This is a genomic window from Magnetococcus sp. PR-3 (assembly GCF_036689865.1).
Taxonomy (GTDB): domain Bacteria; phylum Pseudomonadota; class Magnetococcia; order Magnetococcales; family Magnetococcaceae; genus Magnetococcus.
In genome coordinates, this window is record NZ_JBAHUQ010000005.1 from 129,427 (window position 1) to 148,356 (window position 18,930).

General features: G+C 50.3%; 22 protein-coding genes. 6 read left to right on the forward strand and 16 right to left on the reverse strand.

Annotation, left to right across the window (positions count from 1 at the left end; translation table 11 throughout):
• Position 1 precedes the first annotated feature (1 nt).
• The 4 genes from V5T57_RS05480 (at position 2) to V5T57_RS05495 (ending at position 4,788) form a co-directional block, all read left to right on the forward strand.
• Complete coding sequence (locus V5T57_RS05480) at positions 2 to 631, forward strand: BON domain-containing protein (RefSeq protein WP_332890162.1); 630 nt, start codon at positions 2 to 4, stop codon at positions 629 to 631.
• 10 nt (positions 632 to 641) lie between these two features.
• Positions 642 to 2,066 (forward strand): FAD-binding oxidoreductase, encoded by a 1,425-nt coding sequence (locus V5T57_RS05485; RefSeq protein WP_332890163.1) that lies wholly within the window; start codon positions 642 to 644, stop codon positions 2,064 to 2,066.
• 181 nt (positions 2,067 to 2,247) lie between these two features.
• On the forward strand, positions 2,248 to 2,718 hold the full coding sequence (dksA, locus tag V5T57_RS05490) for an RNA polymerase-binding protein DksA (protein ID WP_332890164.1): 471 nt from the start codon (positions 2,248 to 2,250) through the stop codon (positions 2,716 to 2,718).
• Between the two features lie 102 nt (positions 2,719 to 2,820).
• The gene (locus V5T57_RS05495; RefSeq protein WP_332890165.1) at positions 2,821 to 4,788 is read left to right on the forward strand and encodes a CHASE2 domain-containing protein; all 1,968 of its coding nucleotides are present in this window, start codon (positions 2,821 to 2,823) and stop codon (positions 4,786 to 4,788) included.
• Position 4,789: 1 nt separating this feature from the next.
• On the opposite strand, the gene V5T57_RS05500 is transcribed toward V5T57_RS05495, so the two are convergent.
• The 7 genes from V5T57_RS05500 to V5T57_RS05530 form a co-directional block, all read right to left on the reverse strand.
• Positions 4,790 to 6,037, reverse strand: coding sequence for an adenylate/guanylate cyclase domain-containing protein (locus V5T57_RS05500; protein ID WP_332890166.1), 1,248 nt, complete (start codon positions 6,035 to 6,037; stop codon positions 4,790 to 4,792).
• Between the two features lie 203 nt (positions 6,038 to 6,240).
• On the reverse strand, positions 6,241 to 6,723 hold the full coding sequence (locus V5T57_RS05505; RefSeq protein WP_332890167.1) for a cyclic nucleotide-binding domain-containing protein: 483 nt from the start codon (positions 6,721 to 6,723) through the stop codon (positions 6,241 to 6,243).
• A 101-nt stretch (positions 6,724 to 6,824) separates the two neighbouring features.
• Entirely contained in the window at positions 6,825 to 7,745 is a 921-nt protein-coding gene (locus V5T57_RS05510) for a GGDEF domain-containing protein (protein WP_332890168.1), read from the reverse strand.
• Between the two features lie 101 nt (positions 7,746 to 7,846).
• Positions 7,847 to 8,755 (reverse strand): sulfurtransferase, encoded by a 909-nt coding sequence (locus V5T57_RS05515; protein WP_332890169.1) that lies wholly within the window; start codon positions 8,753 to 8,755, stop codon positions 7,847 to 7,849.
• Between the two features lie 152 nt (positions 8,756 to 8,907).
• A complete protein-coding gene (locus V5T57_RS05520) occupies positions 8,908 to 9,495 on the reverse strand; it encodes a TlpA disulfide reductase family protein (RefSeq protein ID WP_332890170.1) in 588 nt (195 codons plus the stop codon).
• The gene (locus V5T57_RS05525; protein WP_332890171.1) at positions 9,492 to 9,953 is read right to left on the reverse strand and encodes a DUF302 domain-containing protein; all 462 of its coding nucleotides are present in this window, start codon (positions 9,951 to 9,953) and stop codon (positions 9,492 to 9,494) included. Before V5T57_RS05525 ends, V5T57_RS05520 begins: the two co-directional genes overlap by 4 nt.
• A 301-nt stretch (positions 9,954 to 10,254) precedes the next feature.
• Positions 10,255 to 10,494 (reverse strand): hypothetical protein, encoded by a 240-nt coding sequence (locus tag V5T57_RS05530; protein WP_332890172.1) that lies wholly within the window; start codon positions 10,492 to 10,494, stop codon positions 10,255 to 10,257.
• Between the two features lie 152 nt (positions 10,495 to 10,646).
• Here V5T57_RS05530 and V5T57_RS05535 point away from each other — a divergent pair, with 152 nt between their 5' ends.
• Positions 10,647 to 11,522: a LysR substrate-binding domain-containing protein gene (locus V5T57_RS05535; protein WP_332890173.1), complete on the forward strand. Its 876-nt coding sequence runs from the start codon at positions 10,647 to 10,649 to the stop codon at positions 11,520 to 11,522.
• Between the two features lie 153 nt (positions 11,523 to 11,675).
• On the opposite strand, the gene thiE is transcribed toward V5T57_RS05535, so the two are convergent.
• The 7 genes from thiE to V5T57_RS05570 all read right to left on the reverse strand — a co-directional run bounded on the left by thiE (position 11,676) and on the right by V5T57_RS05570 (position 16,987).
• Positions 11,676 to 12,332, reverse strand: a complete 657-nt coding sequence (gene thiE, locus V5T57_RS05540) for a thiamine phosphate synthase (protein ID WP_332890174.1) — start codon at positions 12,330 to 12,332, stop codon at positions 11,676 to 11,678.
• Positions 12,329 to 12,727 carry a PilZ domain-containing protein gene (locus V5T57_RS05545; protein WP_332890175.1) on the reverse strand — a complete coding sequence of 133 codons (399 nt, stop codon included), beginning with the start codon at positions 12,725 to 12,727 and terminating at the stop codon, positions 12,329 to 12,331. The genes thiE and V5T57_RS05545 overlap by 4 nt, the downstream gene beginning before the upstream one ends.
• Before the next feature lie 100 nt (positions 12,728 to 12,827).
• Positions 12,828 to 13,820 carry an adenosine kinase gene (locus V5T57_RS05550; RefSeq protein WP_332890176.1) on the reverse strand — a complete coding sequence of 331 codons (993 nt, stop codon included), beginning with the start codon at positions 13,818 to 13,820 and terminating at the stop codon, positions 12,828 to 12,830.
• A 44-nt stretch (positions 13,821 to 13,864) separates the two neighbouring features.
• Positions 13,865 to 14,689, reverse strand: coding sequence for a 3'(2'),5'-bisphosphate nucleotidase CysQ (locus tag V5T57_RS05555; RefSeq protein ID WP_332890177.1), 825 nt, complete (start codon positions 14,687 to 14,689; stop codon positions 13,865 to 13,867).
• Between the two features lie 204 nt (positions 14,690 to 14,893).
• Positions 14,894 to 15,925, reverse strand: coding sequence for a permease (locus tag V5T57_RS05560; RefSeq protein WP_332890178.1), 1,032 nt, complete (start codon positions 15,923 to 15,925; stop codon positions 14,894 to 14,896).
• Positions 15,926 to 16,072: 147 nt separating this feature from the next.
• Positions 16,073 to 16,375: an ArsR/SmtB family transcription factor gene (locus tag V5T57_RS05565; protein WP_332890179.1), complete on the reverse strand. Its 303-nt coding sequence runs from the start codon at positions 16,373 to 16,375 to the stop codon at positions 16,073 to 16,075.
• A gap of 111 nt (positions 16,376 to 16,486) precedes the next feature.
• Positions 16,487 to 16,987, reverse strand: a complete 501-nt coding sequence (locus V5T57_RS05570) for a rubrerythrin family protein (RefSeq protein ID WP_332890180.1) — start codon at positions 16,985 to 16,987, stop codon at positions 16,487 to 16,489.
• A gap of 146 nt (positions 16,988 to 17,133) precedes the next feature.
• On the opposite strand from V5T57_RS05570, the gene V5T57_RS05575 reads away from it, so the two are divergent.
• Complete coding sequence (locus tag V5T57_RS05575; protein WP_332890181.1) at positions 17,134 to 17,775, forward strand: methyltransferase; 642 nt, start codon at positions 17,134 to 17,136, stop codon at positions 17,773 to 17,775.
• 74 nt (positions 17,776 to 17,849) lie between these two features.
• Here V5T57_RS05575 and V5T57_RS05580 read toward each other — a convergent pair whose 3' ends face one another.
• The gene (locus tag V5T57_RS05580) at positions 17,850 to 18,404 is read right to left on the reverse strand and encodes a DciA family protein (protein ID WP_332890182.1); all 555 of its coding nucleotides are present in this window, start codon (positions 18,402 to 18,404) and stop codon (positions 17,850 to 17,852) included.
• A 2-nt stretch (positions 18,405 to 18,406) separates the two neighbouring features.
• Positions 18,407 to 18,796 carry a hypothetical protein gene (locus V5T57_RS05585; protein WP_332890183.1) on the reverse strand — a complete coding sequence of 130 codons (390 nt, stop codon included), beginning with the start codon at positions 18,794 to 18,796 and terminating at the stop codon, positions 18,407 to 18,409.
• Positions 18,797 to 18,930: the final 134 nt, after the last annotated feature.

The window sequence follows — 18,930 nt, forward strand, 5'->3', positions numbered from 1 at the left end:
GATGGATCAGATGGTTAACGGGATGGTTCGTGGATTGTTGGTCGTGATGATGGCAACCCTGCTCTCAGGCTGCTTACCCTTTCTAGGGGGAAGTGTCGCCACCGGCGTGGCTGTAGAGCGGCGTAGTACGGTTGCACTGGTTGAAGACCTTTGGGTCTCCAATAAAATTCGTGCCGCCTATATCGAGAGCGAAAAAGTACGCTGGGGTAACATCAACGTTACGGTTTTTCGGGGTAAGGTATTGCTCACAGGCACCGCGGCTTCTGAAGAAGAGCTGCAGGAGTCGGTGCGCATTGCCAAAGCGACCCGAGGTGTGCGGGCTGTGCACTCCGAACTGAAAGTGCAGTATGCCTCGGCTCAGGAGCTGGCTGAGGATACCTGGATCTCTACCCAGGTCAAAATGATGCTGCTACGGGATGAGCAAGTTCGTGGTTTGGATATCCATGTAGATACCACCAAGAATATTGTGTATCTCACCGGTTTGGCCGCTTCGATTCATGAACGGGACCGAGCTGCGCGCATTGCCAGTGTGGTTAAAGGGGTCAAAGAGGTTGTCTCCTACATTGAGGTGGATACAGACAGCTTTAAACCCACGCCCTTAACCGATGAAGAGATGAAACAGACACCATAAGGATTGACCGATGGCCTCACGCCACACCTTTGCGGATTCTATCCAGACAACCCTGACAACCCTACAGGGGCAGTTGGGTGGGCAGAAGGTGTTGACCGATGCGGCGCATCTGGAGTCCTATGCCTGGGATAATACCGGTTTGTATGCGCGCCCTCATGGGGTGGTATTGGCCCAAACCGTCAAAGATGTTCAAACAACCCTCGCCCTGTGCCACGAACACCGTGTTCCGGTTATTCCACGAACCGCCGGAACGGGTAACGTGGGCGGGGCGTTGGCCGTTGAAGGGGGGATTATCCTCTCTCTACAACGCATGAACCGTGTGCTTGAGGTTCATGCGGCTGACCGACTGGCGGTGGTTGAGCCAGGGGTCATTAATAACGACCTTCAAGGGGAACTGGTGAGTCATGGTCTGTTCTGGCCACCCAATCCCTCCTCGGCAAAAAGTTGTGCCATAGGGGGGAATTTGGCGATGTGCTCCGCTGGCCCCAATGCCGTACGTTTTGGTGTGGTGCGCGATTGGGTGATGGGACTGAATGTGGTCACGGCCGATGGTACACTGTTACGCACAGGTTCTCGTTGCTCCAAAAGCGTGACCGGTTATGATATGACCCGGCTATTGGTTGGCTCTGAGGGTACCTTGGGGGTGATTACTCAAGCAATTCTGAAACTTGCACCAAAACCTGCTGTCCAACGTACATTGCGGGTTATCTACTCCTCTTTAGAATCAGCGTCAGAGGCGGTGAGTGCCATTATGGCTGCGGGTGTACCACCTACGGCCTTGGAGTTTATGGATGGTGCATGTCTTGGCCTGTTACGTCAGTCGGGGATGGATATTCCGACACAAGCGGCAGCCCTGCTGCTGTTAGAAGTTGCCGACGATGCCGAGCGTGTTGAAGCGGAACTTAAACGGATGGTGGCCATCCTACAGAAATTTGCACCTCTGGAGCTGGTAACAGCCAATAATGACCATGAAGCCAAAGAGGTTTGGGCCGCACGCTATGCGCTCTCGCCCCTTTTAAAAAATCTGGCACCAAAGCGTATTAATGAAGATGTCGCGGTACCGGTTTCGCGCTTACCTGCTTTGATTGAAGGGTTACAACAGATCGCCCGCAAGGTGGATCTGCCCATGGCGAATTTTGGTCATGCCGGTAATGGCAACATTCATGTTAATCTGTTGGTAGACCCAGAAGATTCTGCGGTGATGGATCGTGTGCCAGAGGCACTGGATCGGGTATTCAGCTTGGTGGTTAAATTGGATGGTACCCTGTCAGGTGAGCATGGCATCGGTTTTCAAAAACGGGACTATCTGGGTTGGGAGTTGGATGCGGAGAATCTGGCGATGCAGCAGCAACTTAAAAAGCTGTTTGATCCCCACGGAATTCTCAATCCTGGCAAGCTGTTCTCACCACACCCGCGGCCGCCTTTGGTCCTATAAAGGGAATTGTGTGGGGTGTGCACTTTGTGCCTGTCATTTTGGCGTAAAATGCACTAGAGTTTGCCGTTAGCATGAGTTCTGACACGTGTTGGAATTCTAAAAAGGATTGCGAATTTGGCCCTGGATGCATAGGCATGGATTCGGTCGAGTCATACATAAGACTCGGGATGGAGGAAAGATAATGAGCGAACAAGGCGTAGCTGACAAACTGGCCGATGTAATCCTTCCAGAGGGGTATGAACCTTCTGAGGAGACTGATGAGGAGTACATGTGTGAGCTCCAACGGGCTTACTTCCGCCTACAACTGCTGGATTGGAAAGAGCAGTTGATGGAAGAAGCGGAAAAGACCGTGCACGGTATGCATGAGGAAAAAGCGGTTTTTGCGGATCCGACCGACCGTGCCTCGCTGGAGACAGACCGTAACTTTGAGCTACGCACCCGTGATCGTGAGCGTAAGCTGATCGGTAAAATTGAGCGGACCATCCGTACCATTGAGGAAGATGAGTATGGCTACTGCAATGGTTGCGGTGTAGAGATTGGCCTTGGCCGCTTGCAAGCCCGTCCTGTTACCGACTTATGTATTGACTGCAAGACCAAAGAAGAGCAGCTCGAGCGGGTGCACCGTGACGACGATGATGTTGATGAAGAGTAAATCCTGCTCCCTTCTTTGGGGGTAAGTTGATATAAAAAAGGCTACGCTTGTGCGTAGCCTTTTTTTGTGACCCATGTGTGTCATGCAGGTTGGGGGGTTGGTATGTGGCGATCTGGTTCTGGGGAATGGATTAAAAAACGGTTGTTCCAACTGTTGGCCGTGGTTTTTTTGGTGGTTGCGGTGGTGATGGGGCTTGCCTGGTTGCTGCCCTCTTTTCATGCATTGGAAAACCATACTTCCGACCATCGCATTGCCCACTACACCCCGTTTCAACCCCAGCATGAGCAAATTACCTTGGTGATGATCACTGAGGAGACCTTAAAACAGTTTCCTTACCGCTGGCCGTTGGACCGTAGCTTTGTGGCTGACTTACTCCAAGCCCTACAGAACAAAGGGGTGCGGGCCATTGGTTTGGATGTTCTGTTTCATCAAGAGAGTGAAGCCCACAAAGATCGGCATCTCCACCAGACCATACGGGATATGAAGGTTCCAACCGTGGTGCACTATGCCACCACTAAAGAGGGGGTATCTTCCGCCGAACAGGCCTATTTGGAGAAGCTTATTCCACCATCTATGCGGGGGTTGGCACAGCATCAAGCCAATGGTGTGGATAAACGTGTGCGTCATCTACAAGGGGGATACAAGGATCCGCAAGGTAAGCATATCCCCAGCTTTGCCCACCAGATGATGGTACGTATGTCATTGAAGACCGATCATGAGGCACAGGCTATTCGTTGGCGGCGAGGCCCAGATGCCGAGACTTCAGCGTTTAATGAGATTCCTGCCCACCTGGTTACATCCCTACCTGACCATTGGTTTAAGGATAAAATTGTTCTGATCGGTGTGGCGTCCGCGTACACCCCTTCCTATCAAACGCCTCTATCTCTCTCTAATCAAGGCCAACCCCATGCCAGTGCGATGATTCACGCTCAGGCGTTGGCCCACCTGTTGGCCAATCATAAAAGCCCCCATGCGGATCGTATGGCGGTATTGATCCATTTTGGTGGGGCTTTGCTCGTCGGGCTGTTGTTGGGTTTTTCGGCACGTCTGTGGGCGAGAGTCTCTTTGGTTTTATTGGTTATGGGGGGCATGTGGTGGGGTGTGGTTGAGCTTTTTCAGCAAGGGGGGGTGCTTTTACCGTTTGTGGGCGCCGCTCTGGTTTTGTTGGTGACTACGGTGACCACAGATCGCTTGGTAGGAAAGATGGAAAGGCGGGATAGAAATCTTCTAAAACAAGCGTTTAGCCGTTATCTGTCACCTGATCTGCTCAAACAGCTGCTTGACGACCCCAGCCGCCTAACCCGAACGGCCGAGCGTAGAGAGTTAACCTTTCTGTTTACCGATCTGGAGGGTTTTACCACATTATCTGAACAGAGTGAGCCGTTGGTACTAGGTCGTGTGATGAACGCCTATTTTGATGGAGTCTGCTCGATTGTTATGAACCATGGAGGGTTGGTGGTGGACCTGATTGGTGATGCTGTGTTTGCAATCTTTAATGCCCCGGTGGCACAAAAAGACCATGCGCAGCGGGCTGTACGTTGTTCCCAGGAAATTGCCCTTTTTACCCGGAGTTTTCAGGAACAGCAGCAGGCGGAGGGTATACCGGTTGGTGCGACACGTATTGGTCTACATACAGGTCAGGCTTTGGTGGGTAATTTTGGCTCAGAACAACGTTTTAAATATGCAGCATTAGGCGATGCGGTGAATGTGGCTGCCCGTATTGAGGGGCTCAATAAGATTTTTGGTACCCGTGTGTGCAGTTCCCGCGAGGTTCTACAGAAAACCGAAGGAAACAGCGGTCTTTATCGATCTGTAGGTTCGATTGCATTGAAAGGTAAAGAAAAACTGGTGGATATTGAAGAGGTGGTGGATCCTCAACAGTATAATCAGGATTATCTAAAACAGTACCGTACAGCTTATGAAGCGTTAACGGCAGGAGAGGTGGATACAGCATTGACCGGGTTTAAACAGCTGTTAGAGCAGAATCCGGATGATCACTGTAGTCGACTTCATGTGAACCGAATTGAACAGGGTGCTACCAATACATCAATCTATATGAAACAAAAGTAGATTAGGGGCTAACGCTGTAGAGCTTGATTAAGCCTGTTCGGCCACGAACGGCTGTTTCAGCAATAAAGCGGGTGCGCATGGTGCTTGGTAACTGTTCCTGGGTCTGTTCACTCAATAGAATGGAGCAGGGATAGTCTTTGGTCAGGCTTTCAATGCGTGAGGCCAAATTGACCGTATCACCGATCACCGTATATTCCATTCGCTCGGCGGAGCCAATATTTCCAGCAATGACCTCTCCAGAATGTAAACCAATCCCCATTTGTAAGGCGGGGTGACCTTGAGCTTGCCAGCGTTCATTAAGGGCCTGTAGCCGTTCTTGCATCTGTTGGGCGGCCTGTAAAGCGGCTGAACTGTGTTGGGGATTATCCATAGGGGCACCAAAAACAGCCAAAATACCATCCCCCAGGAATTTATCAATGGTTCCGCCCTGTGCAAAAATAGCCTGACTCATTTCAGTCAAATATTCATTGAGCAAGGTGACGACAAAATCGGGATCCTGATTTTGTGAGAAGGTGGTAAACCCCCGGAGATCCGAGATCAAAACGGTGACGTGATGTTTATCGCCTCCTAGCTCCAAATCAAGGGTGCCAGCATCCATTTGCGCCACAATATCCCGCGATAAAAAACGCATCAGGCGTTCCCGTTGGCGGAACTGGATGAAGAGTTGGCTGAGGTTTTGGGAGAGGAAGTAGGTTAAGGCGCCAGAGACCAAGCTGATGATTAGGGTATAGATGATCAGTTGATCGGAAACTTGCCCCCAGTGTAGGACCAGGGTATTGGCGATCAAGGTTAAGAACGTGCTGTAAATGATAACCGCATGGCCATGCCGGAACGCACTTAAGAAATTAAAACAGATAAAAACGGTGATAAACATCATGCTCCAACCAATATCCAGGAAGGGCGCAAACTGTTCCATTTGGTGTGCGGAGAGGATACCACCAAGCAGAAAAAGATAATCAAAGCTAATGGTAAGGTATTTGATCCAGGGCTGATATTTTCCCCCACGGGTACGGCGATGCACAAAGTAGATAAAGGCGCCAATCAACAGGCTGGTCATGATGGTGACCATGAGTATGCTCATGGTAAAGAGATTATTTTGCAGACCTGCAAAGGCGTCCATCACCCAAAAAATAATAAAATAACTGGCGCGCAGCTGATTAATGCGGTTTTCCGATATCATCTCCCGCTCATGCAGGGCTTCGACAAAATGGGTGTCGTATACAATGGCAGGGGGGGTTGGTTGAGCCATCATGGCGCACCTTTGTGTTAAAAACCGGACAATATGTACGAAAGAACGTACTTAGGCGTAGACTATGATCAAAGCATATCGGAAACAGAGCGGTGCGCCCAGTCATGCTATTATTTGTATCTTTTCTTTAAGGTGAGATGGGTAAGCTATGGGGGAAAGAAAGAAGGTTCCTGGATGAGAGGAACCTTCTTGCGGTGCAGCACTTAATGGTTTTCGAACATCGCATTATACTTCATCTGTGTAGTCAGGTTTTCCACACGTTTGGCCAGTAAGGCCGACACTTTGGTCATGATCTCCAGGCCAGAGACTGGGTTGGTCTGGCACCATTGGGTTAATGCCTCACCATCCAGCCGTACCGCCACACTCTGCTGTGTGCAGGTCACATTGGCCGTTCGTTTACTTTTTAGCAACCAAGCCAGTTCACCATAGAGGTTGGTATCAATAGGGTGCAGTTGATAACGGTGGGACTCTGCTTGTTCAGAGAAGTTAACACCGACGTTGGTGGCCCCTTCAATTAAGAGATACAGCGCTTGGTTATCCTCACTTTTTTGCGCATCAATCAGGGCTTGATCTTTGTCTATTCGGATAAGTTGGCAGAACGTTGCGATCTGTTTAAGCTCATCATCACATAGTTCAGAAAAGATCTCTGAGGTTTTTAATTTTTCGAAAAGCCATTCACTATTCATCACAATGATCCCTCTACTCTAATCGTGAGTAAGCTCTGGTTGTCCTCAAGATTGAGATTCATACCTCTTGATCTTGAATGCACCAGCATCGTGTCGAGGGGTCAACCCATGTTAATGCGATTGCGCCCCTGTTCTTTGGCGGTATACAGCCTTTGATCGGCCACTTGAAGAAGTTGTTCCCCAGTTTGTCCAGATTGTAGCTGTGCCAAACCCATAGAGATGGTGACGGTGGGTAGAGAGGTGTGTTCAAAATGTAGGTTCAGTTGTTCGACAGATAAGCGCAGCCGCTCGGCCACTTGTAGCGCTTCATCGGGGGATGTCTCAGGCATGAGGACGGTAAATTCCTCCCCCCCATAGCGTAGGGCCGCATCGCTTGGGCGTGTATGGTGGATCAAGGTTTGACCCAAGGCGGTTAAGACCACATCCCCTGCGGCATGACCATAGCGATCGTTAAATTTTTTAAAATGATCCACATCCAGCATAACCACACATAGGGATTGTTGAGAGGCCTGATGACGGCCAACCATGCGGGGAAGCATCTCATCAAGCCAGCGGCGATTGTATAAACCGGTTAAAGCATCGGTTTGGCTTTGTGCTTTATGCTGGGCCAAATCTTGGGTGTTGTGGACCAGCCATTTGGTCACGGTCCGTAACAGATTACGGGCAATAAAGGCATGTTTTTCAATAATAGCCCATAGAATATTCTCAGGTATTTCCAGGAGTGTGCTGGACTGTGTTGCAACCACATACGCCGTTGGGTATGTCTTTTGAATAAGGGAAATTTCCCCACAAGACTCACCCGGTATAATATGGCGAATCCAGCTCTGGGTCTCACGGCTTAGCTGTACACTCAGCTGTCCCTCTAGGAGGATATGTAAGCCTTCATTGGGGTGGTCGGGAGAGATAACAACCTCGCCTTCTGTGACGTGATAATGCCGGGCAGCTTGTATAATAGGAGGAATTTCATGGGCTGAAAGTCCTTGAAATAGATGGATACGGGTAATGTTTTTATGGTCCAGCACAGTTCAAACTCCCAGTAAATGCATGGCATCTGCTCATGCTAACACTGTTGGTTGAATTTGCCGAATGATTCGAGCGTTTTAGGCAGGAGGGAAAAATATCCTCAACCCAATGGCCCGCCCATATCATCGGTTTGGTCCCAAATATCATGACGATAATCTTCCCATTCCACCATGCCCCCATCGTAGTTCATGGCTCTTTTATTGCCCAAAACCTCATAGAGCGCAAACCAGAGCACAGAGGAGAGTTGACCGGTATCACTAAACGCGACCGTACGTTGCATAAAGTGGAAAACACGGTGGCGGTTAAAGATAGTGATCATCTGTTTGGCGGATAAAAAACGTCCCGCTTTGTCTAGCAGACGTTCAACAGGCAGGTTGTGGGCATCCCAAATGGAGCCAGCTTGTTGTAGAAAACCGGCATTTTCTGATCCCATGTGTCGTTCGTAGGGGCGGGCATCAATGGGTGGAGCGTTGTTGTCCAGCACATCCTGGGTATCCTCCTCCATGGCCAGTATCGGTGGGGCAGATTGCTGGAGATATTGAACCGGTTGATGGGGGGTAGGGGAGCCTTCAACCAGCTTGTCTGGGTAGCTCCAGTTGGCCATACCCCCATCGAGGAGAGAGAGCTCTTTATGGCCCAACCATTTCAATGTCCAGTAAATGCGGACGGCCTGTTTCATCTTCTCGGCACTGCCACCTTGACCAACCACCACAATATGTTGATCAGCAGCTAAGCCCAGTTGTCCAACCAAAACCACCAGATCTGACCGAACGGCCAACATGTGGGGGCGTCCCCAGCGGGTAACCATCCAACCATCCCCATGGTAGTCACTCCAGATCGCACCTGGGAGATGCGCTTTTTCGAAGATCGGTTTCGGACGGACATCCAGCACCGTCACCTGTGTCTGGTTTTTAGCCAGCCATTGCTGATCCACCAGGGCGGAAGCGGCCTGTACAGGGGAGGCGCTGAATAAAAGAGTCAGGCTAAAGAGCAGCGTGCGTAGGATCATCTATCCTATCCAAAAGGGGATCTGTCCCATGACTGGGTATCGGTTGTTTAAACAGGGTTGGACCGTAGGGTTGCCCAAGTAACCGGTACATCGTTGCGCGTACAGAAGGTTAAGCCATGGTGCTTGCTTACAACCCCTGCATCTCAATCAAACTAGGATTTAGTTTCTGGAATTTTAAGATCCAGGCAGCTTTCTACGAGCTTGATTACATTGGGGGCTTCCCAGTTAACACCGCCAACTAACATGCCAACCACCCACCCTTCTCGGTTAACAAACAAGGTTTGTGGTAGGGCGCCAATACGGTGTTCATGACCAATTTTGCCAAATCGGTCTGCGGCTAAAGGCATGTTTTTAATGGCGTACGCTTTGTAAAATGCCACAGCCTCAGAAAGCCCCTTACCATCCCGAACCAAAGGTACAATGAGAAGATCTTGTGTGCTGACACGGCCTTGCAGGCGGTCCATAGAGGGCATCTCTTTTTTACAAGGGATACACCAAGTGGTCCAAAAATTAACCAGTAAGGCTCGGGGTCCTACAATGTGTTGTAGGGAGATCTTCTTGGCGCCGGTGGTGGTAAAAGGGTGGCCGGTAATCTGTTTAGGGTTGCCATAGGCTCGGAAGGAGCCACTGCCCAACGACTGGCTTGTACAGCCATCGGGCAGGGGGCGCTCTTCAGCCTGTAAAAGGGCTGGGGCTAAGATAAGCCCCAGTAAGACAGGCAGTATGGTGCGTATGTTCATTGGGCTGCATTTTTGGTCAGCATAGCCAGACCACCATCCATTTTATCCAATACCATGCAATTTTCGACGGCATAGACTTGGCGCAGGGAGGTTGGTTTACGGTACACAATGTGGGTATCTCCCACATCATCTTGGTAGACCAAGACCTTCATGGGTAGATCCAGAGCCACGGCTGGATCATGCCACATAACCCGCATGCCTGTTGCTGGCTTACCAAACATAACGACCTGAGAAGGGGCCATGTTACGACCAATCTCTTTGGCAGCAGCGGCATGGTCGATTACGCCAAACAGTTTTAAACCTTTGGCGGCGATTTGATCTTTTAATTTTTTAACGGTCGTGGCCACGTCGTTGTTGCTGGTGAGCTTGACTATGGCGTCAGATGAACCCGCATGAGCCGGGGCTGTGCTGACAAATAGGGCGAGTAGGGCAACAATAAGAGAACGACTAAAGAACATGGTAGTGCACTCCGTGATCATCAAGTAAAAGTGACATTCCTAGCTATCATAAACAGAGTTGCCGTGTGGGTGGAGAAAAAAAATGATCTGACTACGTATTTTTACGTAGGCTAAGCCGCTATTCAGCAAAAACTATAAGTGTTGCTTATCCAGTGTGGTGCAGTTTTTTGAACGATGAATCGGCCTAGATTCTGGTGAACAATCGCCGGAAAATAGGCTGTAGCGTGGGGTGCGCGCCAAAAAAAACCCGGCCAATAAGGCCGGGTGAAGGAGATGAAACAGACAATCGAGTATAAGGAACTTAACGACCTACAGGTGTGATCCGTGCACTGCTCAGGTAGAGCTTGGCAAGCTGTGCAGGAGAGCTGATTAAGCTCTGCGCTGGGATTGCACTGGTCAGTCGTGACGGTGTTAAGGTACGTACAAGAGCCTTCCAGAACGTGTGCAAAAGTTGAGCTTGGACTTTAGCGCGTTCGGCGCGGGCTGCCTGAATATGAGCTTGAACGAGTTGGGTTTTACTGGTGATTTGTGGGGTGTTCATGGTGTGAACTCCTTCTCAATATGGCGATGGGATGCCGTGTTGGTTATCCCTGCCAACCCGGTCGATGTAAACATCATGCGCCTTTTTGTGGTATATTAGAAACGAATAAACTTGATGTTTGTGATTCGAAATCTTGATAAGTGAGGTCAAGGATGCGGGCAGATCTGGATATTGATTTGGTGCGCTGTTTTACAGCCGTTGCCGATACTGGTGGTTTTTCCTCAGCGGGGCGTTTATTGGGCCGTACACAGTCTGCAGTGAGTATGAAGATTAAACGGCTGGAGGAGATTTTAGAGAGTCGCCTTTTGGATCGGGATCGTCGTTCAACGCACCTAACCGCAGAGGGGGAGCGTTTTTTAAGTTATGCCCACCGCTTGCTGGATTTGCATGATGAAGCGCTACGGGTGATGTTGCATCCCGATGCAGAAGGGTCCTTGAAGTTGGGCGTAATCTCCTATTTTTTACCACAAAAACTTCCCGAACTCTTGGCGCGGTTTGCGCGGGCCTATCCTAAAGTGCGTTTGGAGGTTCACTCGGGGCTGAGCCGTAATTTAATGCCGATGTATGAGTCCGGTGAGCTGGATCTGGTTATTGCCCATAAGCGCTGGCCTGCCGCCGGTCGAACGCTCTACCGAGAGCCGATCTTATGGGCGGCCCATGGGGATTATCGCCCACAATTGGATCAGCCGGTTCCCTTGGTTACCTATGCCTACAATACGCTCTTTCATGAATGGGCTGAGGAGGCCCTGCATCATGCAGGAAAAACCTACCGAGTCGCCTATACCGGCGCGGGTATGATGGTTTTGATTGAGGTAGTGCGGGCTGGGTTGGGGGTCACCATGTTGCCTAAGTCGGTTATTCCGGAGGATCTACGTATTTTAGGGCCAGAGTCTGGTTTTCCAGAACTCCCGATTATGGAAGTAGCTTTGTATGGGGAGGAGCGTATGGAGACCCCCTTGGCACGGCATTTATCCGCCTTTTTTCTGGATACCTTGCAATCTATGGGCTTAATGGAGCAGAAACCTTAAGGGTATGGTCACCTACCGTAGGTGTGGTGATGGTTGAGAGCGCGCACAACCGCCTGACAGCGGCCCCAAGTAGAAGGGGCAGGGTAAGGGGAGCGGCCTGACCGTTTTGATCCCTGCAGCCGGTGGATATGGTTGATCGGTGCATGGGGTTGGTTAGGCTGAGTGCTCGCGTTGCGTCCGTGCTTGGGCATCTTCCAGGCGTTGGGCCCAGTTTTCATGCCGCCACAGGGCACTGATCATGGCCACGCCAGAGGCCCCTGCCTCTATGCAAGGTGAGACCTCATCCAAGCCAATACCACCAATGGCAACCAGGGGTAAATCCCCGGCTGTGGTGCAGGCATCGGTTAGGCGTTTATAGCCCTGTATGGTATAGGTATTGGCTTTTGTGCCTGTGGCATGGATGGGGCCAAAGCCAATATAATCACAGCCACTGGCTAAAGCACCTTGGATCTCTTCTTCATTATGGGTCGATAACCCAACCCACACTTGATCGCCCAAAAGCTGGCGACAGACCGCCACCGGTAGATCATCCTGGCCGACATGTATGCCATCCGCCTTTAAGGCCAAGGCAATGTCCACACGGTCATTGACGATCAAACGGGTTGCCGGTGCAGTTTTTCTAAAGGCCGCAAACCAGGGTTCCATAAATGACCATTGCAGGCCGCCTTCCCCTTTGCTGCGAAGCTGCAGAACGGGTATGGCCAAACGCGCAAAACAGCTGGCTACTTCATCCGGCGAGACATGAAAACCAGACTGATCCAGCCAGCCTTGATCCAGGATGGGATAGAGACCACGGGGAGAAAAACTCATAAGGCGTCGAACAACTCACGATCAATACGTTCAGCATCCCCTGCATTGAGGGAGACCAATGTACGTAAATGGCTAAAGGATTCCAGATCTAACTCTGTGAACTTAATGGCAGCACCGCGTTCTGCGTTACTAAAGACCACATCTCCATTTAATTCAATAATGACATCACCCAAGGGGAGCTTGCCGGTTACTTTTAGCCCTTCAGCCGGTAGATTATCCCCAAGAAACAGCATGCCTTTTAAGCTGATATCCTGAAAGGTGCCATCGTAGGTGTTGCCTTGGGTGTCCGTAATCATCATGGCATGGTGATACTCTACCCGTGTGAATTGACGGCGGCCATTTGGGTTTTCACGGCGTGAAGCGCTACGCCGATCTTGGGGGTTTTCAACACTCATGATATGTAAAATCCTTATATTGTTATCAATATATTTGGAGTATACCATATCTTGCAAAAGGGTGTAAGCAGGGAGGGGGTGCCTCCCTGCTTGTGTTGTTCTAGTTGTTGAATTGCTTGAGTATATCTTGTGTGCGAGCTTTAGGTAGGCGTGCACCCGGATGGGTGACCAGTACCGCACAGCAGGCACAGGCCAGCTTGGCGGATTTTTCAAAATCCCAGCCTTGGGTGATGCCGTAGAAAAAAGCACCCGCAAACATATCGCCCGCACCATTGGTATCAATGGCTTTGGCAGGTTGGCCGGCCACACGGATCTCTTTTTCACCATCCCATAACAAGGCGCCATCAGCACCGAGGGTAATGACAAAACTGCGGCCATGCTTCTTTAAGACCTCTTTAGCTTGATCCATCTCTGCCGTTTCAGCAAAGGCCAGGGCCTCCTCTTCATTACAGAAGATCAGATCAACACCTTGCTCACCAAGCATCGCATTAAAGCCATCACGGAAAAATTTGACCATGTTGACATCCGAGAAGGTTAAGGCTGTTTTTACCCCATTGGCCCGTGCAACCTCCAGCCCTTTCAAGGCTGACGCCATGGTGTTTGGTGCGGTGACCAGATACCCTTCTACATAACACCACTGTGCCTCAGCTAAAGCGCTGTCGGGGACGTCAACAGGCTCCAGATCGGCCGAAGCACCCAGGAAGGTACACATGGTGCGTTCTGCATCTGGTGTAATAAACACCATGCAGGATCCGCTGGTTCCTTTGATGTGATCATCCAGTTGATGTTGCACACCATTGGCGGTGAGATCTTGCGCAAAAAAGAGTCCCGTCTCATCCCCAGCAACACGGCAGGCATGAAATGCTGAGCCACCCAGTTGGGCCAGCCCAATCAGACTGTTGGCTGCAGAGCCACCGCAAGCACGTAAAACTTTGATTGTGCCCAATGCCCGGCTAAGTTCAGCCTGACGCTCAGGATCAACCAAGATCATGCGCCCCTTCTCTTCACCTATTTCGGTCAAGAAGGCGTCATCCACTTCATAGACCTGGTCCACCAGGGCGTTACCGATACCAAACACATCAATCTTAGCCATGTTGTTCTATCTCTTTACTGCTGGGGTTGGTCCAGGTTTAGGGTTCAGCGCCGGTCAGGTCCCAAGGGTACATCTTCCAGGCGGTTGAGAATGGGTTCATGCAGGGGGCCGTTGGTGGCGACCACAGAGCGTGTTTTGGGGTGTTCCTGATTGTACTGGAACAAGGAGCGATCTTTACGACAGATATCCCCGCCCGCTTCGGTAACCAGGAGGTGGCCCGCGCAGAAATCCCACTCATTCTTTGGGGTTAGGGTAAACGTCATGTCATAGCGACCGACCGCTACCAGGGCCAATTTATAGGCAATGGAACCCATGGTTGTAAGCTGTAGTTCGTTTTTAAAACTATCCCACTCACCGCGCTTAGTCTCTGAACGGCTGGCCAAGCAACTGGCATCTTTTAGTGCGGCGTGGGTTGAGGTCTGGATAGGTTGACCATTCAGTGTGGTTCCACCACCAAGATACGCACTAAACAGCTCTTCAGAGGCTGGGTTATAAACCACCGCTGCAACGGGATGGCCGTCTTCCACCAAGCCGATAGAGATCGCAAATTGGGGAATCCCGGCGATAAACTCTTTGGTGCCATCAATGGGGTCAACCACCCAAACGCGGCGTTTTTCCAGACGTTTTAGGTTGTCTACCGTCTCTTCCGATAGCCAACCGTAGTCGGGTCGAGCGGTCAGTAGGGCTTCATGGAGAAAACGGTCCACGGCCAGATCCGCTTCGGTCAGAGGGTTGTTAATGCCTTTGTCCTGAACATTGGCATCTTCTCCAACGGTCTCGCCAAAGCGGAAATATTTCATGATGATATCGTGGCACTGTTTGGCCGCATTGGTCATCAATTCACATTCTGTGGCGTAGTCATTGTGCATGGGTTGGGCTTTCGTTGTTTTTCTTTAAAGGCAATAGGAACCATACCCTAAGCCAATGCCCAGCTTTTGTCAGTGAATTTATTGATTCAGGTTTCATCAGGCAGGATGGTCAATAAGAGTATGCCCTCCCATGGATCGTAGAGGGCACACTCTTAAGGTGGGCTGCGACGGCTCCTCCTCTTAGAGATCAAGAGAGGAGGTTAGTTAGTAAAGCAGGTGAAAGAGCAGGCCAGCACTAATGGCAATGGTAAACACCGTTACAAGAAAGGCCAGTAGCAGGGGCAGTTTAAAGATACGCTTAAGCATAATGACTTCAGGCAAGCTGGCCCCAGCACCGCCGATGATTAAGGCGACAACAGCGCCCAAACCCATGCCCTTACCCATTAAAGCCACGGCGATGGGAATCATAGATTCCACACGCACATACAGTGGTACACCAATGATGGCAGCGATGGGTATGGCCCATAGACTATCTGAGCCTGCGTACTGGGCAACAAAGGTTTGGGGGACAAAACCATGGGCCACGGCACCGATGGTCACTCCGATCGCGACATAAGGTAGAAACTGTTTAAACTGTTGTACCGATTGTTTAAAAATGTCGCCCCAAGGTAGTGAAGCAAAGGGTATAGAAGGGGTGAGTGTGGCGGTTGAGTCGGTCTGAATTTGCACCTCACAACGGTTATCGGCACAGCTGGGCGTTTTTGGTTCTACTTGGCTGCAGCAGCTGCTGTTTGCTGGTTGTGTGCCTGCTAAGGGGCGCGTGTTCGCAGGGGTGGCATGATCGGTTAGTGCATGATGATTAATAAAGCGTTGAAAGTTGAGTCTCTCTAATACGTAGCTAATGAGAATTGCCATGCTAACGGCAAGCAGACCATATACCAGTGTGGCTTTAAGGCCAAAGGTCATCCAAAAAAGCCCAATTATTACAGGGTTTACCAGAGGGGAGGTTAATAAAAAGGAGAGGGTCGGACCAAACCCAGCCTTGGCTTTAAGTAAACCAATCATCAAAGGAATGGTTGAGCAGCTGCAAAAAGGGGTCAGCGCACCCAAGCTTGCGCCAACAATATAGCCCCGACCTTGCCGGGCGGAGAGCAGTTTTTTGACTTTCTCTGCAGGTATGTATATCTGCAAAATACCGACAAACATGGAGATACCAACAAAGAGAATGGCCAGTTCTGCAAATGTAAATGTAAAGAAACTGAGGGCCTCTTTGGCCATAGGAAGAAACGTATCCATGCTCATAACCTCTGTAGTTCTAGAGAAATAGAAATAAAGAATGCATTCAAGGGCCGTCTGGTTCGGTTGGCTTTATGTGCATCGTTGTGTACGTAAGATTTATAATTCTAGAAAACTAGAAATAATAAGACAAAAAAAACGTTCAACTTAACACCCGTTCTTACCCAATCCGCTACAGCACTCCAACTGTAGATAATCAATTAATTCAGTCAGAGCTTGGTATTGTGGCAAACAGTGTAGGGTCCGGCTTTCACGTGCCTGTACCACTAAACCCACCCTAACCAAGCGGGATATATGGTGGGAGAGGGTTGAGCCGGGTATATCCAGCTCCAGCTGTATTTGCCCCACGGGCAGGCCTTCTGGCCCTGCTTTGACCAGCAGGCGAAAAATAGCCAGTCGGGTGCTATTGCCCAGTTCGGCTAAACGTTTGGCGGCATCATCGTGTTCCATAAGGTTAGGCTAGAGTAGTTATCTGAGTATGTCAATCATATTTCCAGAATAATAGAAATGTATAGCTAAAGAAGAGGCGGTCCCATCGACCGCCGCTTCTCTTTGTGTGGTTTAGCCTAAGGCGAGAAATTTTTCGCCTTTTACACCACAAATGGGGCAGGTTGCTGGGGCAGGCCCCATTTCGGTATGGCCGCACACCGGGCAAATGTGGAAAGCTTGGCCGTCCAGATCTTTACCCGCTTTGACAGCGGCCAAAGCTTGCACAAAAAGATCATGGTGGATCTTCTCTACAGCCATGGCATTTTTGAAGGATTTTATGGCTTTGGTGTTACCTTCTGCTTCAGCGGTGGCAATAAATTCTGGATACATGGTATTGAATTCATAATCTTCACCTTCCATGGCTGTTTCCAGGTTGGCCGCGGTGTCACTGACCCCTTCCAGAACCCTTAAATGGGCATGGGCGTGGATGGTTTCAGCTTCGGCGACGGCTTGGAACAGTTTGGCCACCTGAGCAAAGCCCTCTTTGGCTGCTTTTTGTGCAAAGGCCAGATATTTCCGGTTGGCTTGGCTTTCTCCCGCAAAGGCTGCTTGTAAATTTTCGGTGGTTCCCATGGTTAGGCTCCTTGATGAATCCATAAATTGCGTGAAATGCTTGGTGCGCATGGTGTCTGTTGGAATGAAGCTTAGTTTGAATTAATAGATAAAGATAATACTATATAAATATACTATCTATAGTTTTGAGCTATACAGAGGTGTGCATGGTTGAGTTAACGGAAATATGTCGGCGAACCGGTGGTGGGCCAGAACCAGGTATGCTGGCGGCTCTGATGGCAGGTATGCCGGGTCGGCGATATTTAGAGCTGGGTGCTGGTTGTGCCCAGGCTTCGATTACGTTGGCGCACCTCAATACGGAATGTGAGATTGATGCGGTGGAGCGGCAAGCTGTTTTGGTTGAGGAGGCACAAAAGCTGATCGACCATCATCAGGTCGCCGTACAGATGGTGAGGGCAGATCTACGTCAGTTAACACCCGTATTGGCCAGGCAGGCTTATGATGGGGTGTTTTTTAATCCACCCTACTTTGAGGCGGGTAAGCACCGCCCCCCCCAAGATCCTATACGGGCTGCGGCACGTTTAACCCTGCATGGTGATCTACATGATTTTTGTCTCTGCGCCTGTGAGATGGTGAAATGTGGGGGTTGGGTTGTCATGATCCATCGCATGGAGCAGGTCGAGGTCTGCGCAAAGGTGCTGGCCGATGTTGGGTTAACCTTACACCGTCAAATTGTGCTGGGAACCGGGGGGGGAAAACAAAGTTTGGTGGTTTTGATGGCACAAAAGGGGGGGGTTGGACCTTGGTGTCGGGTTTATGACATGACCATAGGTGCCAGTAAGCGATAAGGATGTCGGTTTGAACGAGACCGTGTTGGGGTGAATGCTCCAGCCGACAAAGCGCCCAGAGCTTAGGGATGATGCTACTTAAAGCGAGATCGGTTAAGGCGCATCCATACCAGATGTTTGGTTAAGGTGCGGTAGAGGGTTTCTTTTAACTTTTCATCCGTCACATCCGCCACAATGGCGCGAATTTTCTCCTGCTCATCGGGCCTGGGTGGGGGTAGGGGGGTTTTGGGTGGTTTGGTGGGGCGTTGTTGGCGGCGTTTTAGTGGACCTTGGACAAACTTCATGTCTGCCACAATGGGCTCTGGAAGAGCCTGGTTAAGGTGCTGTAAGAGCTCAGTTTTCAAAAAAGATAACTCTTGTGCCCAGCTGGCACTATCCACCCGAACCGTCAACACCCCTTTATTCAAGCGCACCGGTTCGGTGTGTTGGGCAATGTGTGGCGAGATCGCCCGGTGCCAATACTTCCAGATCAAACTGGCTTGACCCGTCGGGTGTTCCAGCCAGGGCGCCACCACTTTGCCGATAATCCCCTTGAGGGCGGCGGGGGGACCTGGTTTACGCCTTTTCGAAGGCGGGGTGAAAGGTTGTTTCCCCCCCTTCGATTGGCGATCATCATCAGAAGCGCTCACACTTAGTAGCCGTCTGTATACCGAATGGCGGTACCGCGCAGTACCCGGTAGATGGAAGGTCCATAGATGGACTCTGTACCGGTCACCATTTTTTTGCTCTTTTTCTCCACCACAATGGCATTAGCGCCAATATTTCGTGCTTTGGCCCGCATGTTCTCTAACAAAAAAATGTCGGAGTTAGCGGCCTCATTACCCTGGGTTTCCAGACGGGCAATGCGGTGATGGCTGCGTGTTGGAAAACTATCCAGTAGTACCACACTATCGGTGGGGGTCATCTGTTGGCTTGGATCGGTAAGTGCAACGTTGGTAACGGCTTCTGGCGATCCGCAAGCAGAGAGAAGCCACATCATTGTACCAAGCAACAGCGCAAGAGTTATACGTTTCTGACCCATGATAAAGACCTTTTGAGAACGGGTTGGTGCGATTCTTGTAGTTCATTCGAATGTTGTCATTTAATAAACAGCAGGATTGAAACATCCGACTTAACAGAAGCTGTTTGCAAAGAGTGTGCAACCTCAAACAATCA

Excerpts from the sequence above, each read along its gene's own strand:
- V5T57_RS05545 (WP_332890175.1), bottom strand. The coding sequence starts at position 12,727 with ATGAGTGTTGAAAACCCCCAAGATCGGCGTAGCGCTTCACGCCGTGAA.
- V5T57_RS05570 (WP_332890180.1), bottom strand. The coding sequence starts at position 16,987 with ATGGGAACCACCGAAAATTTACAAGCAGCCTTTGCGGGAGAAAGCCAA.
- V5T57_RS05505 (WP_332890167.1), bottom strand. The coding sequence starts at position 6,723 with ATGAATAGTGAATGGCTTTTCGAAAAATTAAAAACCTCAGAGATCTTT.
- dksA (WP_332890164.1), top strand. The coding sequence starts at position 2,248 with ATGAGCGAACAAGGCGTAGCTGACAAACTGGCCGATGTAATCCTTCCA.
- V5T57_RS05575 (WP_332890181.1), top strand. The coding sequence starts at position 17,134 with ATGGTTGAGTTAACGGAAATATGTCGGCGAACCGGTGGTGGGCCAGAA.
- V5T57_RS05495 (WP_332890165.1), top strand. The coding sequence starts at position 2,821 with ATGTGGCGATCTGGTTCTGGGGAATGGATTAAAAAACGGTTGTTCCAA.
- V5T57_RS05585 (WP_332890183.1), bottom strand. The coding sequence starts at position 18,796 with ATGGGTCAGAAACGTATAACTCTTGCGCTGTTGCTTGGTACAATGATG.
- V5T57_RS05555 (WP_332890177.1), bottom strand. The coding sequence starts at position 14,689 with ATGCACAATGACTACGCCACAGAATGTGAATTGATGACCAATGCGGCC.
- V5T57_RS05500 (WP_332890166.1), bottom strand. The coding sequence starts at position 6,037 with ATGGCTCAACCAACCCCCCCTGCCATTGTATACGACACCCATTTTGTC.
- V5T57_RS05560 (WP_332890178.1), bottom strand. The coding sequence starts at position 15,925 with ATGGATACGTTTCTTCCTATGGCCAAAGAGGCCCTCAGTTTCTTTACA.
- V5T57_RS05530 (WP_332890172.1), bottom strand. The coding sequence starts at position 10,494 with ATGAACACCCCACAAATCACCAGTAAAACCCAACTCGTTCAAGCTCAT.
- V5T57_RS05535 (WP_332890173.1), top strand. The coding sequence starts at position 10,647 with ATGCGGGCAGATCTGGATATTGATTTGGTGCGCTGTTTTACAGCCGTT.
- V5T57_RS05485 (WP_332890163.1), top strand. The coding sequence starts at position 642 with ATGGCCTCACGCCACACCTTTGCGGATTCTATCCAGACAACCCTGACA.
- V5T57_RS05480 (WP_332890162.1), top strand. The coding sequence starts at position 2 with ATGGATCAGATGGTTAACGGGATGGTTCGTGGATTGTTGGTCGTGATG.
- thiE (WP_332890174.1), bottom strand. The coding sequence starts at position 12,332 with ATGAGTTTTTCTCCCCGTGGTCTCTATCCCATCCTGGATCAAGGCTGG.
- V5T57_RS05565 (WP_332890179.1), bottom strand. The coding sequence starts at position 16,375 with ATGGAACACGATGATGCCGCCAAACGTTTAGCCGAACTGGGCAATAGC.
- V5T57_RS05520 (WP_332890170.1), bottom strand. The coding sequence starts at position 9,495 with ATGAACATACGCACCATACTGCCTGTCTTACTGGGGCTTATCTTAGCC.
- V5T57_RS05525 (WP_332890171.1), bottom strand. The coding sequence starts at position 9,953 with ATGTTCTTTAGTCGTTCTCTTATTGTTGCCCTACTCGCCCTATTTGTC.
- V5T57_RS05550 (WP_332890176.1), bottom strand. The coding sequence starts at position 13,820 with ATGGCTAAGATTGATGTGTTTGGTATCGGTAACGCCCTGGTGGACCAG.
- V5T57_RS05515 (WP_332890169.1), bottom strand. The coding sequence starts at position 8,755 with ATGATCCTACGCACGCTGCTCTTTAGCCTGACTCTTTTATTCAGCGCC.